Source organism: Geothrix limicola, from assembly GCF_030268085.1.
GTDB classification, from domain to species: Bacteria; Acidobacteriota; Holophagae; order Holophagales; family Holophagaceae; genus Geothrix; species Geothrix limicola.
The window spans coordinates 79,854-97,810 of sequence record NZ_BSDE01000001.1 but is presented as its reverse complement, the minus strand read 5'-3'; the positions used below and the strand labels follow the sequence as shown (position 1 = coordinate 97,810).

Here is a 17,957-nt window from a genome sequence, read left to right as displayed (position 1 = left end):
CTTTAGGCCATCAGCATTCCGCCGTTCACGCTGAGCACCTGGCCGGTGATGTAGCCAGCTTCTTCGCTGGCGAGGAAGGCCACGGCGGCGGCGATGTCGGCTCCGGTGCCCATGCGGCCCAGGGGAATCTGCTTGGTGAATTCGGCCTTCACGTCCTCGGGCAGCCCCGCGGTCATGGCGGTCTCGATGTAGCCCGGCGTCACCGCGTTGGCTGTGACGTTGCGGCTGGCCAACTCCCGCGCCACCGACTTGGTGAGGCCGATGAGGCCGGCCTTCGCCGCGACGTAGTTGGCCTGGCCCGCGTTGCCCATCTGCCCCACGACGGAAGCGATGTTGATGATGCGGCCCCAGCGCTGCTTCATCATGGGCTTGGTGGCCGCCTGGATGGCCGTGTAGGCGCCCTTGAGGTTGGTGTCGATCACCGCGTCCCAATCCTCTTCCTTCATCTGGATGAGCAGCTTGTCGCGGGTGATGCCCGCGTTGTTCACCAGGATGTGAATGGCGCCGTGGCGCTCGATGGTGGTCGCGATGGCCGCCTTCACCGAGGCCGTGTCAGCGAGATCCGCCGCCAGCACGTCCGCCTTCCCGCCTGCGGTGGTGATGGCATCGGCCACTGCCTGCAGCTTGCTCAGCGTGCGGGCCGCGCAGACCACCGTGGCGCCCTGGGCCGCAAGATGCTTCGCGATGGCTTCGCCGATGCCCTGGCTGGCGCCGGTGACGAGCGCGATCTTGCCGTCGAGACGGAACATGGAACCTCCGAAAAGATGAAAAACCAGTCTAGCCGCCTAGGCCGCCCGGCGCCTCCGGATCGCCGCTCTTCAGAAGACCTCGCCACTTGACCCAAATCAGGTTAGATCGCGGATTCAGGGGACGAAGATCTCCGTGTTGTAGTCGGCGTAGGCCAGGGGAAAACCCAATCGCGTGGGATGGGAGGGATCGTACTGTCCTTGGTAATACGCCCTCAGGTAGCCGAAATAGGTCGCGCCGGGGCTGAGGAGCCCTGGGGGGACTTCCAGGCGGTTGTTGGTCATCCGGAACTGGGCGACCGTTGTGCTACTCATGAAGGTGCTTCCGGACACGGGCAGCAGCTGGTAGATGGATAGCAGGTAATAGCTTGGCGTGCCCGTCGCCGGCGCATCCCAAGAGAACAGCGGGGTGGTTCCCACCGAAAGTGTCGGATTGGACATGGCCTGTCCATTCATCTTCACGTTGCGAGGAGGACCGACGAGGGGGGCGATGGGCTGGCTGGGCAGGGCGGTTTTTGGATAGGTCACGTTGACCGAAAAGGCCCAATTGGCGGTATTGGTCGTCCCAGGTATCGTATAGGTCTTGATGCAATTCCGAGTGACGCTCACCACCCCGCCCCAACTCGCGGGGTAGGGATTGGAGTAAGGAAGGTTCCACTCCTGGATGATCCCCGAAGCTGAGCTTTGGTAGACCAGCATCGCCGCCGCCGCCAACGGAGCCACCGTGGATCCATAGGGCTGTGCCTTCAGGGTGAAGACTGTGTTCGTGGCGGGGCTGGACGTGTCGACCGCAAGAACGGCGGCATGGAAGGCATCGGCGTCGATGGTGAGGTTTTGGGAGGCGTTGGGAGCCAGCCCCTGGGGGGCGGCCAGGATCTGCGTCGTGACGCCAGGCTGGAGGCCTGAAGAAGGCAGGGACAGGATTCCCGCGAGGGTCTGGCTCCATCCCGAACCCATCGAAACCAGAGGGGTCATGTAGCTGAAATAGCCCGAATCCTTCCCCTGTTCCGGCAGCGGCGAGCCCGCGAGGCTGAAGCGCCAGGCGTTGAGGCCAGTGCTGAAATAGGCCTGGCGCTGCATCCCCAGGGATGGCGCGATGATCTCCCCGTACGTGTTGGACGCGGGCGCCACGGTGGGCTGGATGTCCAAGGTCGTCGCCGAGGGCGCGGCAGTCCAATCCGGCCGGCCTTGCGAATACCCTCCCAGATGGATCTCGGAAAGGTTTGTCCAGAAGTGTGAGGCGTAGTTGCTTCCGGCCTTGGACAGTTGAATGAGGCATTCCCCAGGAGGAACCGAAGGGATGGTGAAGGTGCCGTCGGCGAGCCCCGATCCCGCATAGACGGTATATCCCCCCGCCGCCTTGGGAACGAGGGCCCGGATGGTGTAGCCGCTCAGATCCGTGTTCCGAACGGTGGAACCGGAATCGCCGAAGCAGTCTGTCCGCATGGTCCCGCTGATGGTTCTCGGGGCGTTGGGGTCGGCTGCCTGACTCTTCGGCGCAGATCCTCCACCCCCGCAGCCCACAAGGATTGCCACCGGCAACCCCAGCCAGATCTTTTTCATGTCAGCTCCGATTCGTCGTCCCTGCCCGATCATCTTTGGGGGAACAGAACTCGAATGTAGCAACCCTTTGACGAGTCTCCCTGCAGACAGAGATCACACCCTGGTGCTGAGCATGCAACAGACCTGCCTCCTACGCCCTTTCGGCCACTCCGTCATCGGGCGTAGGCCAACCTTGTCATTCTCGCCAATCAGTTATACTTTGAAGGTCTTTTCCAAGGAGCGACCATGATCCTGATCGCCTGCTTCCTGCTGCTCCAGTCTCCCGCACCCCAGACTCCCGCGTGGACCGCCACCACGCTTGAAGCCGCGGCGGCCGAGGCCAACAAGAAGGTGCTGGCGGAAGCCAAGCCCCTCACCCTCACTGGCGAAGTGGTGGATGTCTCCTGCTACACCCAGCTGGGCAAGCGCGGCGAGGCCCACAAGGCCTGCGGCGCCATGTGCGTGAAAACCGGCTCTCCCGCGGGCCTCCTCACAGCCGACGGCACGCTCTACATCCTCATGCCCGAGCCGCACCATCCCCGGCGCGACGGCAAGGCCAGCCTGGCCCAGTACCTCAGCGAGCACATGGCCCAGACCCTCACCCTGTCGGGCATGGCCTCCGAGCACGGCGGCATCCACACCCTCTTCATCCCCGTTCCCGCCGGGGCGAAGTAGCTACTTCAGCCCCTTCAGCCAGGCGGCGAGAGGCGTCAGATCCGCCAGAGGCGTGCTGTCGCCGTACGTGCTCATGGCCTCGGCGCCGGAGAGTCCGGCCTTGACGCGGGTCTCGCGTTTGAAGAGGTGGTTCGCGCCGGGAATCTGGATCACCGCGCCCTTGAAATCCTCGGGCATCACGTCGGGCTTCCAGGTCTGCACGTCGCGGTCACCCCAGGCGATGGCGCAGGGGATGGGCAGGCGCTGGGCCGCGCCCCAGGGATCCAGGTCGAGCAGATCGCGCACGAAGCCGCGGCTTTCGGGACGGGCGAGGCCGCTCGCGAGGGCCACGATGCCCGGCGCGATGCCTGTGGTGTCCGTGGCCAGATCCTGGTTCTTCCGGATGGCGTCGAGCGCCGCCTCCAGATAGGCCATGTTCTGCGCCGTCGCCTCCGCGGGGGCCTGGGCGGCCACCAGCTGGGCCTTCACCTGCGCGAGGATGAGCTTACCCATGCTGAGGCCCGGCATGGCCAGCAGCAGCGCGGCGTCAGCCTCGCCCGCCGCCAGTAGCGACAGCAGCGCGCCCTCGCTGTGCCCGACCAGCAGCAGCTTCTTCCCCTTCGCTTCGGGCAGCGCACGCGCGGCCCGCAGCGCGCCCTTCACGTCGCCCACCTGCGCGTCCAGGGAGATGTCCAGCTTGGGATTCCTGGATCCGATGAAGCGCTTGTCGTAGCGCAGCGAGCCGATGCCCTGGGCCTGCAGCCAATCGGCGAGGTCGCGGCCCCCGTGGCTGGGGAGGCCGATCAACGGATTGGACCAGTCCCGGTCAGTGGGACCCGAACCCGCGACCATCACGGCGAAATAGGGGTGGGCGCCGCCGGCCTTCACGCTGCCCTTCAAGGGATAGGCGTTGAAGCCCGGGAAACCGATCTCACGATCCGCCGCTGTGGCTGACTGAGGCACGGGTGACTGAGGTGCGGCTGCCTGGGCCGCAGGCGCCTGGACGAGACCCGGCAGGATCAGGAGGGGCATGAGCAGGCCGGTGCGTGTCATCGGAACTCCAGGAGCGGTTGTCGCTGAACCTTCAGCGTCAGACCCTTCATGATGCGGAGAGGCCCAAGGTTCACGAAAACAGTTAGGGCACGCCCCGGGTCCCGCGGTTGACAAGCTCCGGGGGGCACCCTACATTACTGCCTCGGCAGTGATTGCTTAAGCATCTAATTTGAAAGCCCCCATGACCACGGATTCCAAAGCCCACCAGCCCGTGTACACCTCCGAGAATTTCACACCGGAGGACAGCATCGGGCGGCTCATCGCCGATGTGTCCGGGCGGCTGCTGGCTTCCCTCGACGACGAGATGGGCGGCCTGGGCATCACGGGAGCCCAGTGGGTGATCCTCATGCGCATCGCCAACGGATGCGGCTCCTCGGCGGCCGAGCTGTGCCGTTTCAGCCGCTACGACACCGGTTCGATGACGCGCATGCTGGACCGCCTGGAGGAAAAGGGCCTGATCCGGCGGGTTCGCAGCTGCAAGGATCGCCGGGTCGTATGCCTGGAGCTAAGCGAAGCGGGACGCGAGCTGTATCCCCAACTGCCGCCGGTGGCGATCAAGGTGCTGAACGCCCAGCTCAAGGGCTTCACCCGGGCTGAGGTCGAGCTCTTCAAGGATTTCCTCCGGAGGATGCGGGCCAACAGCGACGAGTCCGCCCCGTCTCCCGCCAACGGCGATACCTGAGCGCCGCCCCTTCGTTCCCGCCCAGGCCGGGACCGACCCCACGAGGCATCCTCGCATGAATCGATCACGAGCTTTTTCACGACGGATGGAGACTTCCATGTTCCGCACCCCTTCCCGGATCGCTGGCACCCCGGTGCGAGTGCCCCTGCTCCTCACCCTGCTGAGCGCGGGAGTGGCCTGGCCCCAAGCGCCCGCACCTTCCTCCGCACCGGCCACGTCCAGTCGGACGGTCCAGCTCACCCTGGCCCAGGCCATCAAGACGGCCCTGGATCAGAACCCCCGGGTGCATCAGTCCCTGCTGGCCATCGCCGAAAGCGGGGACGACCGCCGTTCCGCCGCCGCGGCCCTCATGCCCAGCGTGGCCGCCCAGGCCTTCGGTCAGCGCAACAAATACAACCTGAACGCCCAGATGGGCATGACGGTCCCTGGCTTCCCGCCTGAAGTGGGCCCCTACAACTGGAGCCACATGGGCCTCGAAGCCCAGGTCTCCCTCTTCGATCTGAGCCTCTGGAAGAAATGGCGGGCCTCCCAGCACGCGGAGGATTCCGCCCGCGCCCAGGGCCGCGCCGTGCGCGAAGAGATCGCCGCCATCGTCGTAGGCCAGTATCTCCGCGCCCTGCGCGCCACGGCTTCGGTGCAGGCCAGTGAATCCCGGGTGGAGCTGGCCGAGGCCCTAGCGAAGCTGGCGGAGAATCAGCAGAAGCAGGGCGTCGGCACCAAACTCGACACGCTGCGGTCGCAGGTGCAGCTGCAGGCGGAACGCCAGCGGCTCATCCAGGCCCAGACCCAGCGCACCACGGCGCTCGCGGGCCTCGGCCGCGCACTGGATTTGGAACCGGGCACCCGCATCGAGCTGACGGATTCCCTCGCGGCGCCCGCCATGCCCATCGCCGGCTTCCAGGAAACCTTCCAGGCGAGCCTGGCGCAGCGTCCTGAACTCGCCGTCCTGGATGCCCGCGAGAAGGCCGCATCGAACATGCGTGAAGCCGCCCAGGGCCTGCGCCTGCCGACCCTCGTGGCCACGGGATCGTACGGTTCCACGGGACTGCAGTCCCTCCCTTCGACCACCACGTACCAGATCTCCGTCGGCCTCAAGGTGCCGCTCTTCACGGGCGGACTCGTGTCTGCGCAGATCGCCCGGGCCCAGTCCGAGCAGAGCCGCGTGCAGGAGGCCCGCCGCGAGGTCCGCGCCCAGGTGGGCTTCGAGATCCAGGTGGCCCAGGCCGAACTGGACGCTGCCTCCCATGAAGTCGAGGTGGCCAATCTCGCCGTGACGCTTTCCACTGAGGCCCTTTCGCAGGCCCGGCACCGCTTCGAGGCGGGCGTCAGCAACAACATCGAAGTGATCAACGCCCAGGACGAACTGGCCAAGGCCAACGACAACCAGATCAGCGCCCTCTACCGCCTGAACCAGTCCCGCGCGGACTTGGCCCGGGCGACCGGGCAGCTCGAATCCTTCTTCGCACGCTGATGGAGACTCCGATGAATCAAGACGCTTCCACGCCCGCCGCCTCCAATTCAGGCGCGCCTGAGGCCAACGGCAACAAGGCCTTCCTCGCCCTGAAGATCGGCACGCCCCTCGTGCTGCTGCTCGCCGCGGGCATGTGGTTCTATTCCCGCAACCGCATGAGCACCGACGACGCCCAGGTGGATGGCCACCTCGTGCCCGTCTCCTGCCGCGTCTACGGCACCGTCGAGAAAGTGCTCGTGGAGGACAACCAGGCCGTGAAGGCCGGGGACACCCTCCTCGAAGTCGATCCCCGCGACATCCAGGCGCGACTCGATCAGACCAAGGGTTCGCTGGCCCAGGCCCTCGCCCAGCTGGAGGCCGCCAAGGCCGATCTGGAGCGGGCCCAGGTGGCCTTCCAGCAGGCCCGCGGGTCCGACATCGAAACGGCCAAGGCCAACGTGGATTCCAAGAAGGCCAGTCTCGACAAGGCCAAGACCGACCTGCAGCGCATGAAACCCCTGGCCGAACGCGAGGAGATCTCGGCCCTGCAGTTCGATGGATTCCGCACCCAGGCTGAGGTGGCCGACAGCGAGTGGCGCGCCGCCCAGCAGAAGCTCGGTTCGCTCCAGCGCGAGGCGGACATCCGCAAGGTGGCCGTGGGTGCCGCCGAAGCCCGTCTGGCCTCCGCCAAGGCCCAGGTGGACCAGGCCAAGGCCAGCCAGGAAGGTCTCGACCTCCAGCTCGGCTACACCAAGATCATCGCCCCCGTGGATGGCGTGGTGACCCGCAAGCTCGTGGAGGCCGGACAGACCATCCAGCCGGGCCAGGGCCTGCTCACCCTCATCCCCCTGCACCGCACCTGGGTCACCGCGAACTTCAAGGAGACTCAGCTCGCGCGCATGAAGCCCGGCCAGGAGGCCGAGATCAAGGTGGACATGAACGGCCTCGTGCTCAAGGGCCACGTGGATTCCATCGCCGGCTCCACCGGATCACGCATGAGCCTCTTGCCCCCCGAAAACGCGGTGGGCAACTTCGTGAAGGTGGTCCAGCGCATCCCCGTGAAGATCCGCATCGACGAAGAGGAAGCCAAGAAGGTCATCCTGCGCCCCGGCATGAACGTCGAGGCCACGGTCATCGTCGAGTAGCGCCAGGAACCGCCCAGTGACTTCCTCCCACCGCCACATCAATCCCTGGATCATCGCCCTCACGGTGATGATCGCGACGTTCATGGAAGTGCTGGACACCAGCGTGGCGAACGTGGCCCTGCCCCACATCGCGGGGAACCTCTCGGCCACGGTGGAGGAAACCACCTGGGTGCTGACCTCGTACCTGGTGGCCAACGCCGTCGTGCTGCCCCTCGGCGGCTATTTTTCCAGCCTCATCGGTCGCAAGCGCTTCTACCTCACCTGCGTGAGCATCTTCACCGTGGCCTCCCTGCTGTGCGGCATCGCGCCCAGCTTGGGTTGGCTGATCTTCTTCCGCGTGCTGCAGGGCCTCGGCGGCGGCGGCCTGCAGCCCATCTCCCAGGCGATCCTCGTGGAAACCTTCCCCCACGAGAAGCGCGGCGCCGCCATGGCCGTCTACGGCATGGGCGTGGTGCTGGCCCCCATCATCGGTCCCGTGCTGGGCGGCTGGATCACCGACAACTTCAGCTGGCATTGGATCTTCCTCATCAACATCCCCGTGGGCCTGCTGTCCTTCACCCTCACCAGCGCCCTGGTGCACGATCCCCACACCTTCCACCGCATCTCCCTCAAGGAGGGCGCGAAGTTCGACTACCTGGGCATCGGCGTCATCACCCTCGGACTGGCCTCCCTGGAAATCGTGCTGGACGAGGGGCAGCGAAAGGACTGGTTCGGTTCCAACTTCATCGTCTTCTTCGCCATCCTCGCCGTGGTCATGCTGCTCTACGCCGTCTACCACGAGCTGCAGAAGGAGCGCCCCATCGTGGACCTGCGCCTGCTGAAGGACCGCACCTTCGCCGTGGCGATCCTCATGCTCTTCGTGCTGGGCTTCGTGCTCTACGGCAGCCTGGCCCTGCTGCCCATCTTCCTGCAGACCCTGCTTGGCTACACGGCCCTGCTCAGCGGCTGGGTGCTAAGTCCCGGCGGCCTGGCGGTCCTCATCATGATGCCCGTGGTGGCCACACTGCTGAAGAAGTTCGACACCCGCTGGCTCATCGGCGTGGGCTTCTTCTTCTGCGGTCTGGGGCTCATCCAGATGGCGGGCTTCAACCTGCAGGTGGACTTCCGGACGGCCATGTGGTCCCGCGTGGTGCAGAGTCTGGGATTTGCCTTCCTCTTCATCCCCATCAACGTGTCGGCCTTCCAGCACATCCCCCACGAGAAGACGGCCTACGCCGCCGGCCTCATGAACCTGGTGCGCAACATCGGCGGCAGCACGGGCATCGCCCTCGCCACCACCCTGCTCTCCCGCCGGGCCCAGGTCCACCAGGCCAACCTCATCGGCCACCTCGCGCCGGGCAACCCGGCCTACCAGGGCTTCCTGGACCGGGCCACCTCGTTGGGGGTGCTGCGCGGGGGCCTGTCGCCGACGGACGCGGCGCATGTGGCCCAGGGCGCCGCCTACGGCACCGTCGTGCGGCACGCCAACATGATGGCCTTCACCGACACCTTCTGGTTCATGGGCATGCTCTGCTTCGCCCTCTTCCCGCTGATCTTCCTCATGCGGAAGAGCCGCGCCGCCGGACCCATCGCCATCGACTGATCCCATGCCGCTTCGCACCCTTCCCCGCTCCGAACGCATCTTCGCCAGTCTGGCGGTCCTCGCGCTGGCCCTGGCCCTCGGCCTGGGTCTGGCCGCCGCGCTGAAGCGCGAGCTGAGTCTCACACCGAAAGCCGCGCCACCCGCCCGCTCCCGCCTCGTGGCGGTGCTCGAAGGCGTGATGGCCACGAATACGACAGAAGCCGAGCGGGAGCGGTTCAGAGCCTGGGTGGCCAGCGGCGCGACCCGGGAGGGCTATGCCCAGGTCGAGCCCATCGTCACGAACACCTGCGCCGCCTGCCATGACCGGGGCGGGCAGTATCCGCACCTGACCGGCTTCGAGGACCTGCGCCCCATCGCCCTGGAATCCGTGCCCGAGGGCCTGATGGGGTTCCTCGGGGCTCGCGGCCTCCATCTGGCCGTCTTCCCCGGCCTCTTCCTGCTGGCCTTGGGGGGTTACCTCCGGCGGACAGAAGGAGTATTCCGGAAGCGGTTGTTGGTTGCTTCGCTCATCCTCCTGGCCTTCGACATGGCCCAATGGGCGCTGCGCCAGGGACGGCCCGAACACCTCTGGGCCGCCTGGGCGGGCGCCGCGGGCCTGGCCCTGGCCATGGCGGCGGTCGTCGGCGTCGTGCTGTTCCAGATGTGGGCCGGGAATTCCGAGGCCTGACCGGCTCGGTTACTGCGCCGCGGGTTCGTCCACGAAATCGTCATCGGACAGGCCGCTGTCCTTGGGCAGCTTGGCGAGTTCGGCCCGCACGAGTTTCTGGTGCGCCAGTTCCTCGTCGCGCAGTTCTTCGAACAGGGCGCGGACCTCGTCATCCTTGATGCCCGGTAGGGCCGCGGCGAAGAAGGCATGGGCCTTCATCTCCGAAAGCAGGGCGGCTTCCATGGCCTGGCGCGGGCTCATGAAGGCGCGCGCCGCATCGTAGTCGGGCGCCTCGACGTCGAAGATCATGGCGCGGGTCACGTTGCGGGGCGCGTCACCGAAGCGCTGGACGCGGCGTGCCAGGAGCTCGCGGCCGTGCTTGGCCTCGTTCTCGACCATGTATCGGAAGAAGGTCGCGGCGTCAGGCGTCCGGTGCTGATCCATCTGCGCCGCGAACTCCCCGTAGCGTTCTTCGGCTTCGTCCTCCACCAGGATCGCCAGGTCCAGCGCGTCCATCAGGGAGAGGTTGAAGAAGTTGATGCCTTGTGTGTTCATGGCGGGCCCTCCAATCACTTCTTGATGAAGAGATCCAGGATGCGCTCCTTGGGAAGGGCATCCTTGGAGAGCAGGGCCTGGCGTTCCTTCACAAGGTCACCGTAGGTGGGCGGCGGCTCGGGATTGCGGTAGAACACGCCGAGGTGGAGCTTCTCGCCGTAGTGCTGGGCGAGATCCATGGCCGCGAGGCGGTCCGCCGGGTTGTGCCCCAGGCTGGCCAGCGTTTCCTGGATGGCCTTGAGGCCCTTGATCTGCTGGGCCTCCTCGCCGTAGGTCACGCAGGGCGACTGGATGTTCACGAAGGCAAAACCGGGGTAGCGGATGGCCTCCTCGATGATGCTCGCCATGCCCGCCAGATCCGTGGGCGAGGCCTGGGCCACGAAGCCCGCGCCGTAGGCCAGGGTGTAGAGCAGCGGATTCACCGGCTCTTCCAGGCTGCCGTAGCGCGAGGTGCAGGTGACGCGGCCCTTCTGGGAGGTGGGCGAGAGCTGGCCCTTGGTGAGGCCGTAGATCTGGTTGTCCATCACGATGTAGGTGATGTCCATGTTGCGCCGGATGAGGTGGGCGATGTGCCCGCCGCCGATGGAGAAGCCGTCGCCGTCGCCGCCCGCGGCCAGCACCAGCAGGTCGGGGTTGGCCAGCTTGATGCCCTGGGCGATGGGCAGCGAACGTCCGTGGACGCTGTTGAAGCCGTAGGCCGTCGTGTAGCCGGGGATGCGGCTAGAGCAGCCGATGCCCGAGACGAAGGCGATCTCGTGGGGCGGGCGGCCGATGGCGGCCAGGGCCCGGTAGATGCCCTGCACCACCGAGTAGTCGCCGCATCCGGGGCACCAGATGGGCTTGAGGTCGCTCTTGTAGTCCTTGGCTTGGTAATCGCAGGTGCCGGTTGCGCTCATGGTCGACCTCACTCCTGGGGCTGAAGCTTGCCCTCGTGGCTGCGCTGCAGCTCCGAGAGGAGATGGTGGAGGGCCGCGACGATCTCGCCGGGCAGGAAGGGGTTCGCACCGCTGCGGGCCAGGGACTTCAGACCCTTGGGCAGATCGATGTGCATGCGGAGCAGCTTGAAGGTCTGGGCCAGGTGGGTCTGCTCGATGACCAGGCCCTTCTGCACGGAGGCGAAGAAGTCGTTGTAGACGCCTTCGGCCACGGGATAGAGCAGGTAGGGCACGAGGAGTTTGACGTTCAGCCCCTCGGCCAGAGCCATGTCGAGGGCTTCGCGGCACACGCCCGCCACGCTGCCCCAGGCCACCATGGCGATGGGCGCATCGGGGTTGCCGTAGACCGTGAACAGATCCTTGCGATCCTTCAGCGGATCGAATTTCTTCGTGCGCTTGTCGTTCATGCGCTGGTGCACGGAGCCGCTGTTGGTGGGCGCGCCGGATTCCACGTGCTCGATGCCCGAGGCCAGGTAGGTGCCCCCGAGCATGCCGGGATGGCTGATGGGGCTGATGTGGTTTTCCGTCTGCTTGAAGCGCTTGTAGTCCTGCAGGTCCGCGCCGGTGGGACGGACGCGGTTGAGGATCTTGAACTGGGTGGTGTCGATGGGATCCAGCGTCTCCTTGCGGGAGGCGATCTCCTGGTCCGACAGCACGATCACCGGTGTCTGGTAGTACTCGGCGATGTTGAAGGCCTCGAGGGTGATGCGGAAGGTGTCGGCCACCGAGGTGGGCGCCAGCACGGGTCGGATCACGTCGCCGTGGGCCGAGAAGGCCGCGGCGAAGAGGTCGGACTGCTCGGTCTTGGTGGGCAGGCCCGTGGAAGGGCCGCCGCGCTGCACGTCCACGATCACGAGGGGCAATTCGGCGATGCTCGCCAGGCCCATCATCTCGGACTTGAGCGAAAGGCCGGGACCACTGGTGGCGGTCATGGCCTTCTTGCCCGCGAAGGAGGCGCCCACGGCCGCGCCGATGCCGGCGATCTCATCCTCGGCCTGCAGGACGGCACCGCCATACTTCCAGACGTGGTCCGTGAAGAACTGCATGATCTCAGTCGAAGGCGTGATCGGATAGCCGCCGAAGAACTGGCAGCCCGCAAAGATCGCCGCCGCGCCGCACATGTCATTGCCGTCGGTGATGAGCTTGACCGCGCCCTTGGTCTCGGAGGCGACGACGTTCATGCTCACCTTGAGCGGGTGCTCCATGGCGAAGGCCCGGCCCGCGTCGAAGGCGCGCTGGTTGGCTTCGACCAGCTCCTCGCCCTTCTTGGCCAGCTTCTTCCGGATGCCCTTCATCACGGCCACGGCGCCGATGCCGAACCAGCCCGCGATGAGGCCCAGCACGACCGTGTTCTTCGCACGCTCGGTGCCCGCGGTGCTCTTGGCCATCTCGGCGATGGGCACGGCGATCACCTGCAGGGGCGTGACGCCGACGAGGGGGATCTGATCCACGGGGATGTTCGTGGCGGCCTCGTAGATCACCACGGTGTTGCCGCTGACGGGCAGCTCGGCGCCGAACTTGAGAAAGTCCTCCCAGTTCAGGGCCACGGCCACGTCCAGATTGCCGCCGGGGTTGAGGATGGGATCGGTGCTGATGCGCACGCGGCAGGAGGATTCGCCGCCGCGGATCTGGGATCCGAAGCTCTTGGTCATGACGCCGTGGTAGCCCTCAGCCGCCGCGGCCTGGAGCAGCGAATCACCGGCGGAGACGATGCCATCTCCTCCCGAACCAGCCATTCCGAAGACAAGATCCTTGCGCATGGGCACCTCCGGCGGGAGTGGATGGGGATGGCCAGACAGCTGTTCGCAGCCCAACGTCCCGCACACGAAAATCATGATCGTGGCGTTCTCTCCACCCTAGCCCCGAAGGCCCTTGCTTTTCATCACACCTTCCCGGAAGGAAAGGGCCCCAGTGGCTGCCAGACAGGCGATCCGGGCTCTGCCTGGATCGCCTGTGGGGAGATCGAGGGGGACGCAGAGCGAGCCCAGCGAGCGGGCGGTCCCCCTCGTGAAGATTAACCCAGCTGCGCGAGATCTTCCGGTGTCCCCAGACTCAGGGCCGAAACTTCCAGGCCGCGCTCCTTGGCCTGGCGTTTCACGAGGCCCGCCAGCACCTTGCCTGGACCCAGTTCGAGGAAGGTCGTGACGCCCTGATCCAGCAGCAGGTCCAACGTCGCCTGCCAGCGTACGGCCCCCGGGATCTGGCGGATGAGACCGTCCCGCAGCGCCTCGGGCTCAGAGGCCAGAGCCGCATCCACGTTGTTGACGAGGGGGCAGATGGGCGCCTTGAAAGTGAGGGTTTTAAGGATCGGTTCCATGTGCGCCTTGGCGGGTTCCATGAGCGGGGAATGGAAGGGCGCGCTCACGGGCAGCTTCATGGCCTTGCGTCCACCCCGGGCCTTGGCGGCTTCCAGGGCCGCTTCCACCGCTTCGGTATGGCCCGCGATGACGATCTGGCCAGGCCCGTTGAAGTTGGCAGGCACGACGATCTTACCCGTCGAGGCGGCGGCCTCGGCGCAGCTCGCCTCCACATCGGCCAGGCTCATGCCCAGCAGGGCCGCCATGGCGCCCACGCCCACGGGCACGGCCACCTGCATGGCCCGGCCGCGTTCGCGCACCGTGCGCACCGCATCCCCGAAATCCAGCGCACCCATGGCCACCAGGGCGCTGTACTCGCCCAGGGAGTGGCCCGCGGCGAAGTCGGGCTTGGGCAGCTTCGCGCCCCAGGCCTTCACCACCATGGTGCTGTGGGTGAGGATGGCGGGCTGGGTGTGCTCGGTGAGTTTCAGCGTCTCTTCGGGGCCTTCGGCCATCAGCCTCGAAAGGGGGAAACCCAGGGCCACGTCGGCCTCCTGGAGCACGCCGCGGGCGGCCGCCTCAGATTCCGCGAGCGCCATCCCCATGCCCACGGCCTGGGAACCCTGACCCGGAAACAGCCACGCGACCTTGCTCATCGACGACTCCAAAAGATTCACCACGGAGACACGGAGATCACGGAGGGAACACGGAGAAATGCTCGGGGTAGAACCAGCCTTTTTCTCCGTGTTTCTTTCTCAGTGCCCTCCGTGCCTCCGTGGTAGGTTGTTCAGTCCTGCGGGAGCAGCAGCGCCACGCGCTCCTGGATGCGCTCGTGGAGGCGGTGCTCCGCGGCCCGGAGGGCGGCACGGATGGCGTTGCGCACGGCCTTGGCGTCGCTGCGGCCGTGGCCGATGATGCTCACGCCCTTGACGCCCAGCAGCGGCGCGCCGCCGTATTCCGCGTAGTCGAGCTTCTTCTTGAAGCGCTTCATGGCGGGCTTGGCCAGGAGGCCGGCGAACTTGGTGATGGCACTTTCCATGAAGCTGTCGCGCAGGCCGTTGAGGATGCCTTCAGCGAGCGCCTCGCTGGATTTGAGCACCACGTTGCCCACGAAGCCGTCGCAGGCGATGACGTCGAAGTTGCCGTTCCAGATGTCGCGGCCCTCGGCGTTGCCTTCGAAGCGGATCTCCATCTGGCGCAGCATGGCGGAGGCGTCCTTGGTCACGTCCGTGCCCTTGCCGTCCTCTTCGCCCACGCTGAGGATGCCCACGCGGGGCCGCTCCAGGCCGAGCACTTCCGTCGCGTAGACCGAGCCCATCACCGCGAACTGGGCGATGTGCTCGGCGCGGCAATCCACGTTGGCGCCCACATCCAGCAGGACCGTGGGGCCGCCCTTCATGTTGGGCAGGACGCTGGCCAGGGCCGGCCGGTCCACGCCTTCGAGCTTGCCGATGACGAGGCTGGAGGCCACCATCGCGGCGCCCGTGTGCCCCATGGACACCACGCCGTGGGCCCGCCCCTCGCGAACGAGCTGGGCGGCGACGCGAATGGAGCTGTCCTTCTTTTCCTTCAGGATGCAGGTCGCCTTGTCCTCCATGACCACGGTCTGGGAGGCATGGACGAGCTCGGCCCGGTTCAGCAGTTCCTGGGTGAAGCCATGGCGTTCCATCTCGGGATGGATCCGCGCCAGGTCCCCGACGAGGAACAGTCGGAGCCCCGGCCAGGCCTCGAGGGCCTCCCGGGCGCCTTGCAAGGTGGCATGGGGAGCGTAGTCGCCCCCCATGACGTCCAATGCGATGCGATGGCCGTCCAAGGGCCGGCCCTTAGACCGACTCGGCGATGCGGACGGCCAGCTTGCCGCGGTAGAAGCCGCAGCTGGGGCACACGCGGTGGGGCAGCTTGGGGGTCTGGCAGTTGGGGCAGGTGCTGGCGCTCATGACTTCCAGCGCGTCATGGGTGCGCCGGCGGTCGCGGCGGGCCTTGGAATGGCGGCGCTTGGGATTCGGCATGGCTTGCTCCTAGGAGTAGAACGATAGAACGCAATGTTCCAGGTTAAAGGTTTCAGGATTCCGGGTCCAGCTTGATTCCCGCCAGAGCCTTGGTGAGGGCCCGGTTCAGGGCCGAAGGTTCCTTTTCGGCTTCAGGGCGGCAGTGGCAGAGGCCCTTGTTCCAGTTCTTGCCGCAGTTGGGACAAAGCCCCTTGCAGTCCTCGGTGCAGAGGGGATGCATGGGGGCCTGGAGCTCGAACTGCTCGCGCACCAGTTCGGCCTCGTCCAGGGTGTCCTCCGGCAGGAAGACCACGTCTAGATCCTGGGAGCCCAGGGTGTGTGAACCCCGGCCCACCAGATCCGCGTCCTTGCTGCCGAGAAACTGGCTTTCGACGGCCAGGGGCCGGTCCAGCGGCGCCAGGCAGCGGCTGCAGGCGCCCTGCCACAGGGCCTGGCCCTTCACCTCGAGGAACACATCGCCGTCCGAGGCCAGCGCGAAGACCGACCAGCTGAGGTCGCGCAGGGACACGTCCCCTTCGAGCTCCAGGCGCTCCGTGGTGCCGTTCAGGCGAAGGCCCTCGGGGGGCAGGTTGTAGAGGTTGATCACTTCTTGGCTCCGGCGTCAGGTGCTTCGCCCTTGGGGGCGGCTTCCGAAGAATTAGCCGGGGTACCAGTGGTCATCTGCCCGGGTGTCCGGACAATGAGGCCATGTTCTTCCTGGTCATTCGGGTCACCGAGGCACTTGAGTTCATACGTAGCTTTGTTGGACTTACCCTCATAGGGCTGACCGAAGGGGTCCACAGCTGACATCCCCAATTTGATGAGGCTTTCCTTTGCCAGGGGTGAATTGCTGTCCACCATGGCGTCAAAGCTACCAAAATCAGGGAAATGCCCGTGTTTCAGGTAATACTGATCCAGGCCTTCGCCCACGATCGTGATTTCATTCACGGCCTTAATATGCCGAGCCTGGGCTGACTGCTTTTTGAACTGTCTGAAGCCGAGCGTGGCCAGCACGGAAATGATCATCATCGCCACCAGGAGCTCCAGCAGCGAGAAGCCGCGGCTCTTGCGAGAGGCCTGGTTCGGGTTCGAGGTCATGGGAGGCGTCCGGTAGGAAGGGCCGGATGGGTCGCATCCGAGCGTTTCAGTGTGCCAGGAATGGCCGGAAAAGCAAGCATTCATGGGCATCATGCCTCCTTGGAGCCTTCGGTTCCCCCGGAATCGTCCACCATGGGCGCGGGGAAGTCGGCGGGCCATGGGAATTCCTTCGGAAGGGCCTCCACCCCGCCGAGTTCCGCCAGCCAGTAGCGGTAGGCCCGGAAGCTCATGCCCAGCCGCTTCCCGGCCTTGGTCTTGACACCCCCGACCTCGTCGAGGGCCCGGCGGAGGAAATGCCCCTTCAGGGCCTGGATCCAGGCCTCCAGATCGAAGCCTTCGGCGGGGATGATCAGCGGCCGGTTCGCGGGTTCGGCCGAACTCGACAGTCCGAAGCCTTCGGGCAGCAGGTCCCGGGTGATGGGGCCGCCGGGGTTGAGCGCCACGCAGCGCTCCATGAGGTTTTCCAGCTCCCGCACGTTGCCCGGGAAGCGGTGGCAGAGCAGCTGGGACATGGCCTCGGGATGAAGCTGCATGGGCGGCTTGCCCAGCTTCAGGCAGGAGCGGCGGATGAAGTGCTCGGCCAGCACCGGCAGGTCCTCGGGACGTTCGCGGAGCGGGGGCAGCTCGATCTGCAGGATGTTGAGGCGGTAGAAGAGGTCCTCGCGGAAGGCGCCGGATTCGGCCCGGGCCCGCAGGTCCCGGTTGGTGGCCGCGATGACGCGGACATCCACGGGCTTTTCCTCCGTGGCCCCCAGGCGCCGCACCCGGCGCTCCTGCAGCACGCGCAGCAGCTTCACCTGCAGGGAGAGGGGCATTTCGCCGATCTCGTCGAGGAAGAGGATGCCGCCGCCGGCCTCTTCGAAGAGTCCCCGCTTCAGGGCCGTGGCGCCGGTGAAGGCGCCCTTCTCGAAGCCGAACAATTCGCTTTCCAGCAGGGCCTCGGGCAGGGCACCGCAGTTCACGGCCACGAAGGGGCCCTTGGCGCGGTCCGAGTAGCGGTGGATGAGGCGCGCCACCACTTCCTTGCCCGTGCCGCTTTCGCCCGTGAGCAGCACCGTCGTGTCGGCCCGGGAAACCTTGCCGATGAGCGCGTTGATCTTGCGCATCATGGGGCCCACGCCCACCAGTTCGCCCAGGTCCGAGGGCGGCGGTGCCTCGGGCTCGGCGGAGGCCAGCAGCCCCTTGAGCGTGGCGATGAGATCCTCGTGCTTGAAGGGCTTGGTGATGAAGTCCACGGCGCCCTGGTTGAGCGCCTGCACGGTGGTTTCCGTGGTGGCGTAGGCCGTCATGATGACGACGGGCGTCTCCAGGCCCTGCTCCTTCATCCAGCCCAGCAGCTCGATGCCCGAGCCATCCTTGAGCTTCAGGTCCGACAGCACGCCGTCGAAGGTCGTCTCCCGCAGGGACTGCTGGGCCTCTTCGATGCCCGAGACCGCCTCGCACTTGAAGCCCGCCCCCTCCAGGGCCAGGGTCAGGACCTCCCGGAGGCCGGGTTCGTCCTCCACCAGCAGGATCCGTTGGGTCGAGGCAAGGGACATGGCAACCTGTGAGTGTGACGCCCGAGGTTTGTGACGTGCTGGGTCA

Annotated in this window: 18 protein-coding genes; 6 read left to right on the top strand and 12 right to left on the bottom strand. The window is 66.3% G+C overall.

Annotated elements, in window-relative coordinates:
• Window positions 1-2 precede the first annotated feature (2 nt).
• Both fabG and QSJ34_RS00460 read right to left on the bottom strand, forming a co-directional pair.
• On the bottom strand, window positions 3-749 hold the full coding sequence (gene fabG, locus QSJ34_RS00465; protein ID WP_309568710.1) for a 3-oxoacyl-[acyl-carrier-protein] reductase: 747 nt from the start codon (window positions 747-749) through the stop codon (window positions 3-5).
• A gap of 114 nt (window positions 750-863) precedes the next feature.
• Window positions 864-2,192: a hypothetical protein gene (locus tag QSJ34_RS00460; RefSeq protein ID WP_285568854.1), complete on the bottom strand. Its 1,329-nt coding sequence runs from the start codon at window positions 2,190-2,192 to the stop codon at window positions 864-866.
• Between the two features lie 342 nt (window positions 2,193-2,534).
• On the opposite strand from QSJ34_RS00460, the gene QSJ34_RS00455 reads away from it, so the two are divergent.
• Entirely contained in the window at window positions 2,535-2,963 is a 429-nt protein-coding gene (locus QSJ34_RS00455; protein WP_285568852.1) for a hypothetical protein, read from the top strand.
• Here QSJ34_RS00455 and QSJ34_RS00450 read toward each other — a convergent pair whose 3' ends face one another.
• Window positions 2,964-3,995 (bottom strand): alpha/beta hydrolase, encoded by a 1,032-nt coding sequence (locus tag QSJ34_RS00450; RefSeq protein WP_285568850.1) that lies wholly within the window; start codon window positions 3,993-3,995, stop codon window positions 2,964-2,966.
• Window positions 3,996-4,176: 181 nt separating this feature from the next.
• On the opposite strand from QSJ34_RS00450, the gene QSJ34_RS00445 reads away from it, so the two are divergent.
• The 5 genes from QSJ34_RS00445 to QSJ34_RS00425 all read left to right on the top strand — a co-directional run bounded on the left by QSJ34_RS00445 (window position 4,177) and on the right by QSJ34_RS00425 (window position 9,521).
• Window positions 4,177-4,677, top strand: a complete 501-nt coding sequence (locus QSJ34_RS00445) for a MarR family winged helix-turn-helix transcriptional regulator (RefSeq protein WP_285568848.1) — start codon at window positions 4,177-4,179, stop codon at window positions 4,675-4,677.
• A gap of 97 nt (window positions 4,678-4,774) precedes the next feature.
• Window positions 4,775-6,148: a TolC family protein gene (locus QSJ34_RS00440; protein ID WP_285568846.1), complete on the top strand. Its 1,374-nt coding sequence runs from the start codon at window positions 4,775-4,777 to the stop codon at window positions 6,146-6,148.
• An 11-nt stretch (window positions 6,149-6,159) separates the two neighbouring features.
• The gene (locus QSJ34_RS00435) at window positions 6,160-7,272 is read left to right on the top strand and encodes an HlyD family secretion protein (RefSeq protein WP_285568843.1); all 1,113 of its coding nucleotides are present in this window, start codon (window positions 6,160-6,162) and stop codon (window positions 7,270-7,272) included.
• Window positions 7,273-7,288: 16 nt separating this feature from the next.
• Window positions 7,289-8,854 (top strand): DHA2 family efflux MFS transporter permease subunit, encoded by a 1,566-nt coding sequence (locus tag QSJ34_RS00430; protein WP_285568841.1) that lies wholly within the window; start codon window positions 7,289-7,291, stop codon window positions 8,852-8,854.
• 4 nt (window positions 8,855-8,858) lie between these two features.
• On the top strand, window positions 8,859-9,521 hold the full coding sequence (locus QSJ34_RS00425; RefSeq protein ID WP_285568839.1) for a hypothetical protein: 663 nt from the start codon (window positions 8,859-8,861) through the stop codon (window positions 9,519-9,521).
• Window positions 9,522-9,530: 9 nt separating this feature from the next.
• On the opposite strand, the gene QSJ34_RS00420 is transcribed toward QSJ34_RS00425, so the two are convergent.
• From QSJ34_RS00420 to QSJ34_RS00380, 9 genes are all read right to left on the bottom strand, one after another.
• Window positions 9,531-10,055, bottom strand: a complete 525-nt coding sequence (locus QSJ34_RS00420) for a ferritin-like domain-containing protein (protein ID WP_285568836.1) — start codon at window positions 10,053-10,055, stop codon at window positions 9,531-9,533.
• Window positions 10,056-10,069: 14 nt separating this feature from the next.
• Window positions 10,070-10,951 carry a 2-oxoacid:ferredoxin oxidoreductase subunit beta gene (locus QSJ34_RS00415; RefSeq protein ID WP_285568833.1) on the bottom strand — a complete coding sequence of 294 codons (882 nt, stop codon included), beginning with the start codon at window positions 10,949-10,951 and terminating at the stop codon, window positions 10,070-10,072.
• Between the two features lie 8 nt (window positions 10,952-10,959).
• Window positions 10,960-12,750: a 2-oxoacid:acceptor oxidoreductase subunit alpha gene (locus tag QSJ34_RS00410; protein ID WP_285568832.1), complete on the bottom strand. Its 1,791-nt coding sequence runs from the start codon at window positions 12,748-12,750 to the stop codon at window positions 10,960-10,962.
• 254 nt (window positions 12,751-13,004) lie between these two features.
• The gene (gene fabD / locus QSJ34_RS00405; RefSeq protein WP_285568830.1) at window positions 13,005-13,943 is read right to left on the bottom strand and encodes an ACP S-malonyltransferase; all 939 of its coding nucleotides are present in this window, start codon (window positions 13,941-13,943) and stop codon (window positions 13,005-13,007) included.
• A gap of 131 nt (window positions 13,944-14,074) precedes the next feature.
• Window positions 14,075-15,100, bottom strand: a complete 1,026-nt coding sequence (gene plsX, locus QSJ34_RS00400) for a phosphate acyltransferase PlsX (protein ID WP_285568828.1) — start codon at window positions 15,098-15,100, stop codon at window positions 14,075-14,077.
• A 10-nt stretch (window positions 15,101-15,110) separates the two neighbouring features.
• Window positions 15,111-15,296 (bottom strand): 50S ribosomal protein L32, encoded by a 186-nt coding sequence (gene rpmF / locus QSJ34_RS00395; RefSeq protein WP_285568825.1) that lies wholly within the window; start codon window positions 15,294-15,296, stop codon window positions 15,111-15,113.
• Window positions 15,297-15,348: 52 nt separating this feature from the next.
• On the bottom strand, window positions 15,349-15,882 hold the full coding sequence (locus QSJ34_RS00390; protein ID WP_285568822.1) for a YceD family protein: 534 nt from the start codon (window positions 15,880-15,882) through the stop codon (window positions 15,349-15,351).
• Entirely contained in the window at window positions 15,879-16,466 is a 588-nt protein-coding gene (locus QSJ34_RS00385) for a type II secretion system protein (RefSeq protein ID WP_285568820.1), read from the bottom strand. Before QSJ34_RS00385 ends, QSJ34_RS00390 begins: the two co-directional genes overlap by 4 nt.
• Entirely contained in the window at window positions 16,463-17,911 is a 1,449-nt protein-coding gene (locus tag QSJ34_RS00380; protein ID WP_285568817.1) for a sigma-54-dependent transcriptional regulator, read from the bottom strand. The genes QSJ34_RS00385 and QSJ34_RS00380 overlap by 4 nt, the downstream gene beginning before the upstream one ends.
• Window positions 17,912-17,957 lie beyond the last annotated feature (46 nt).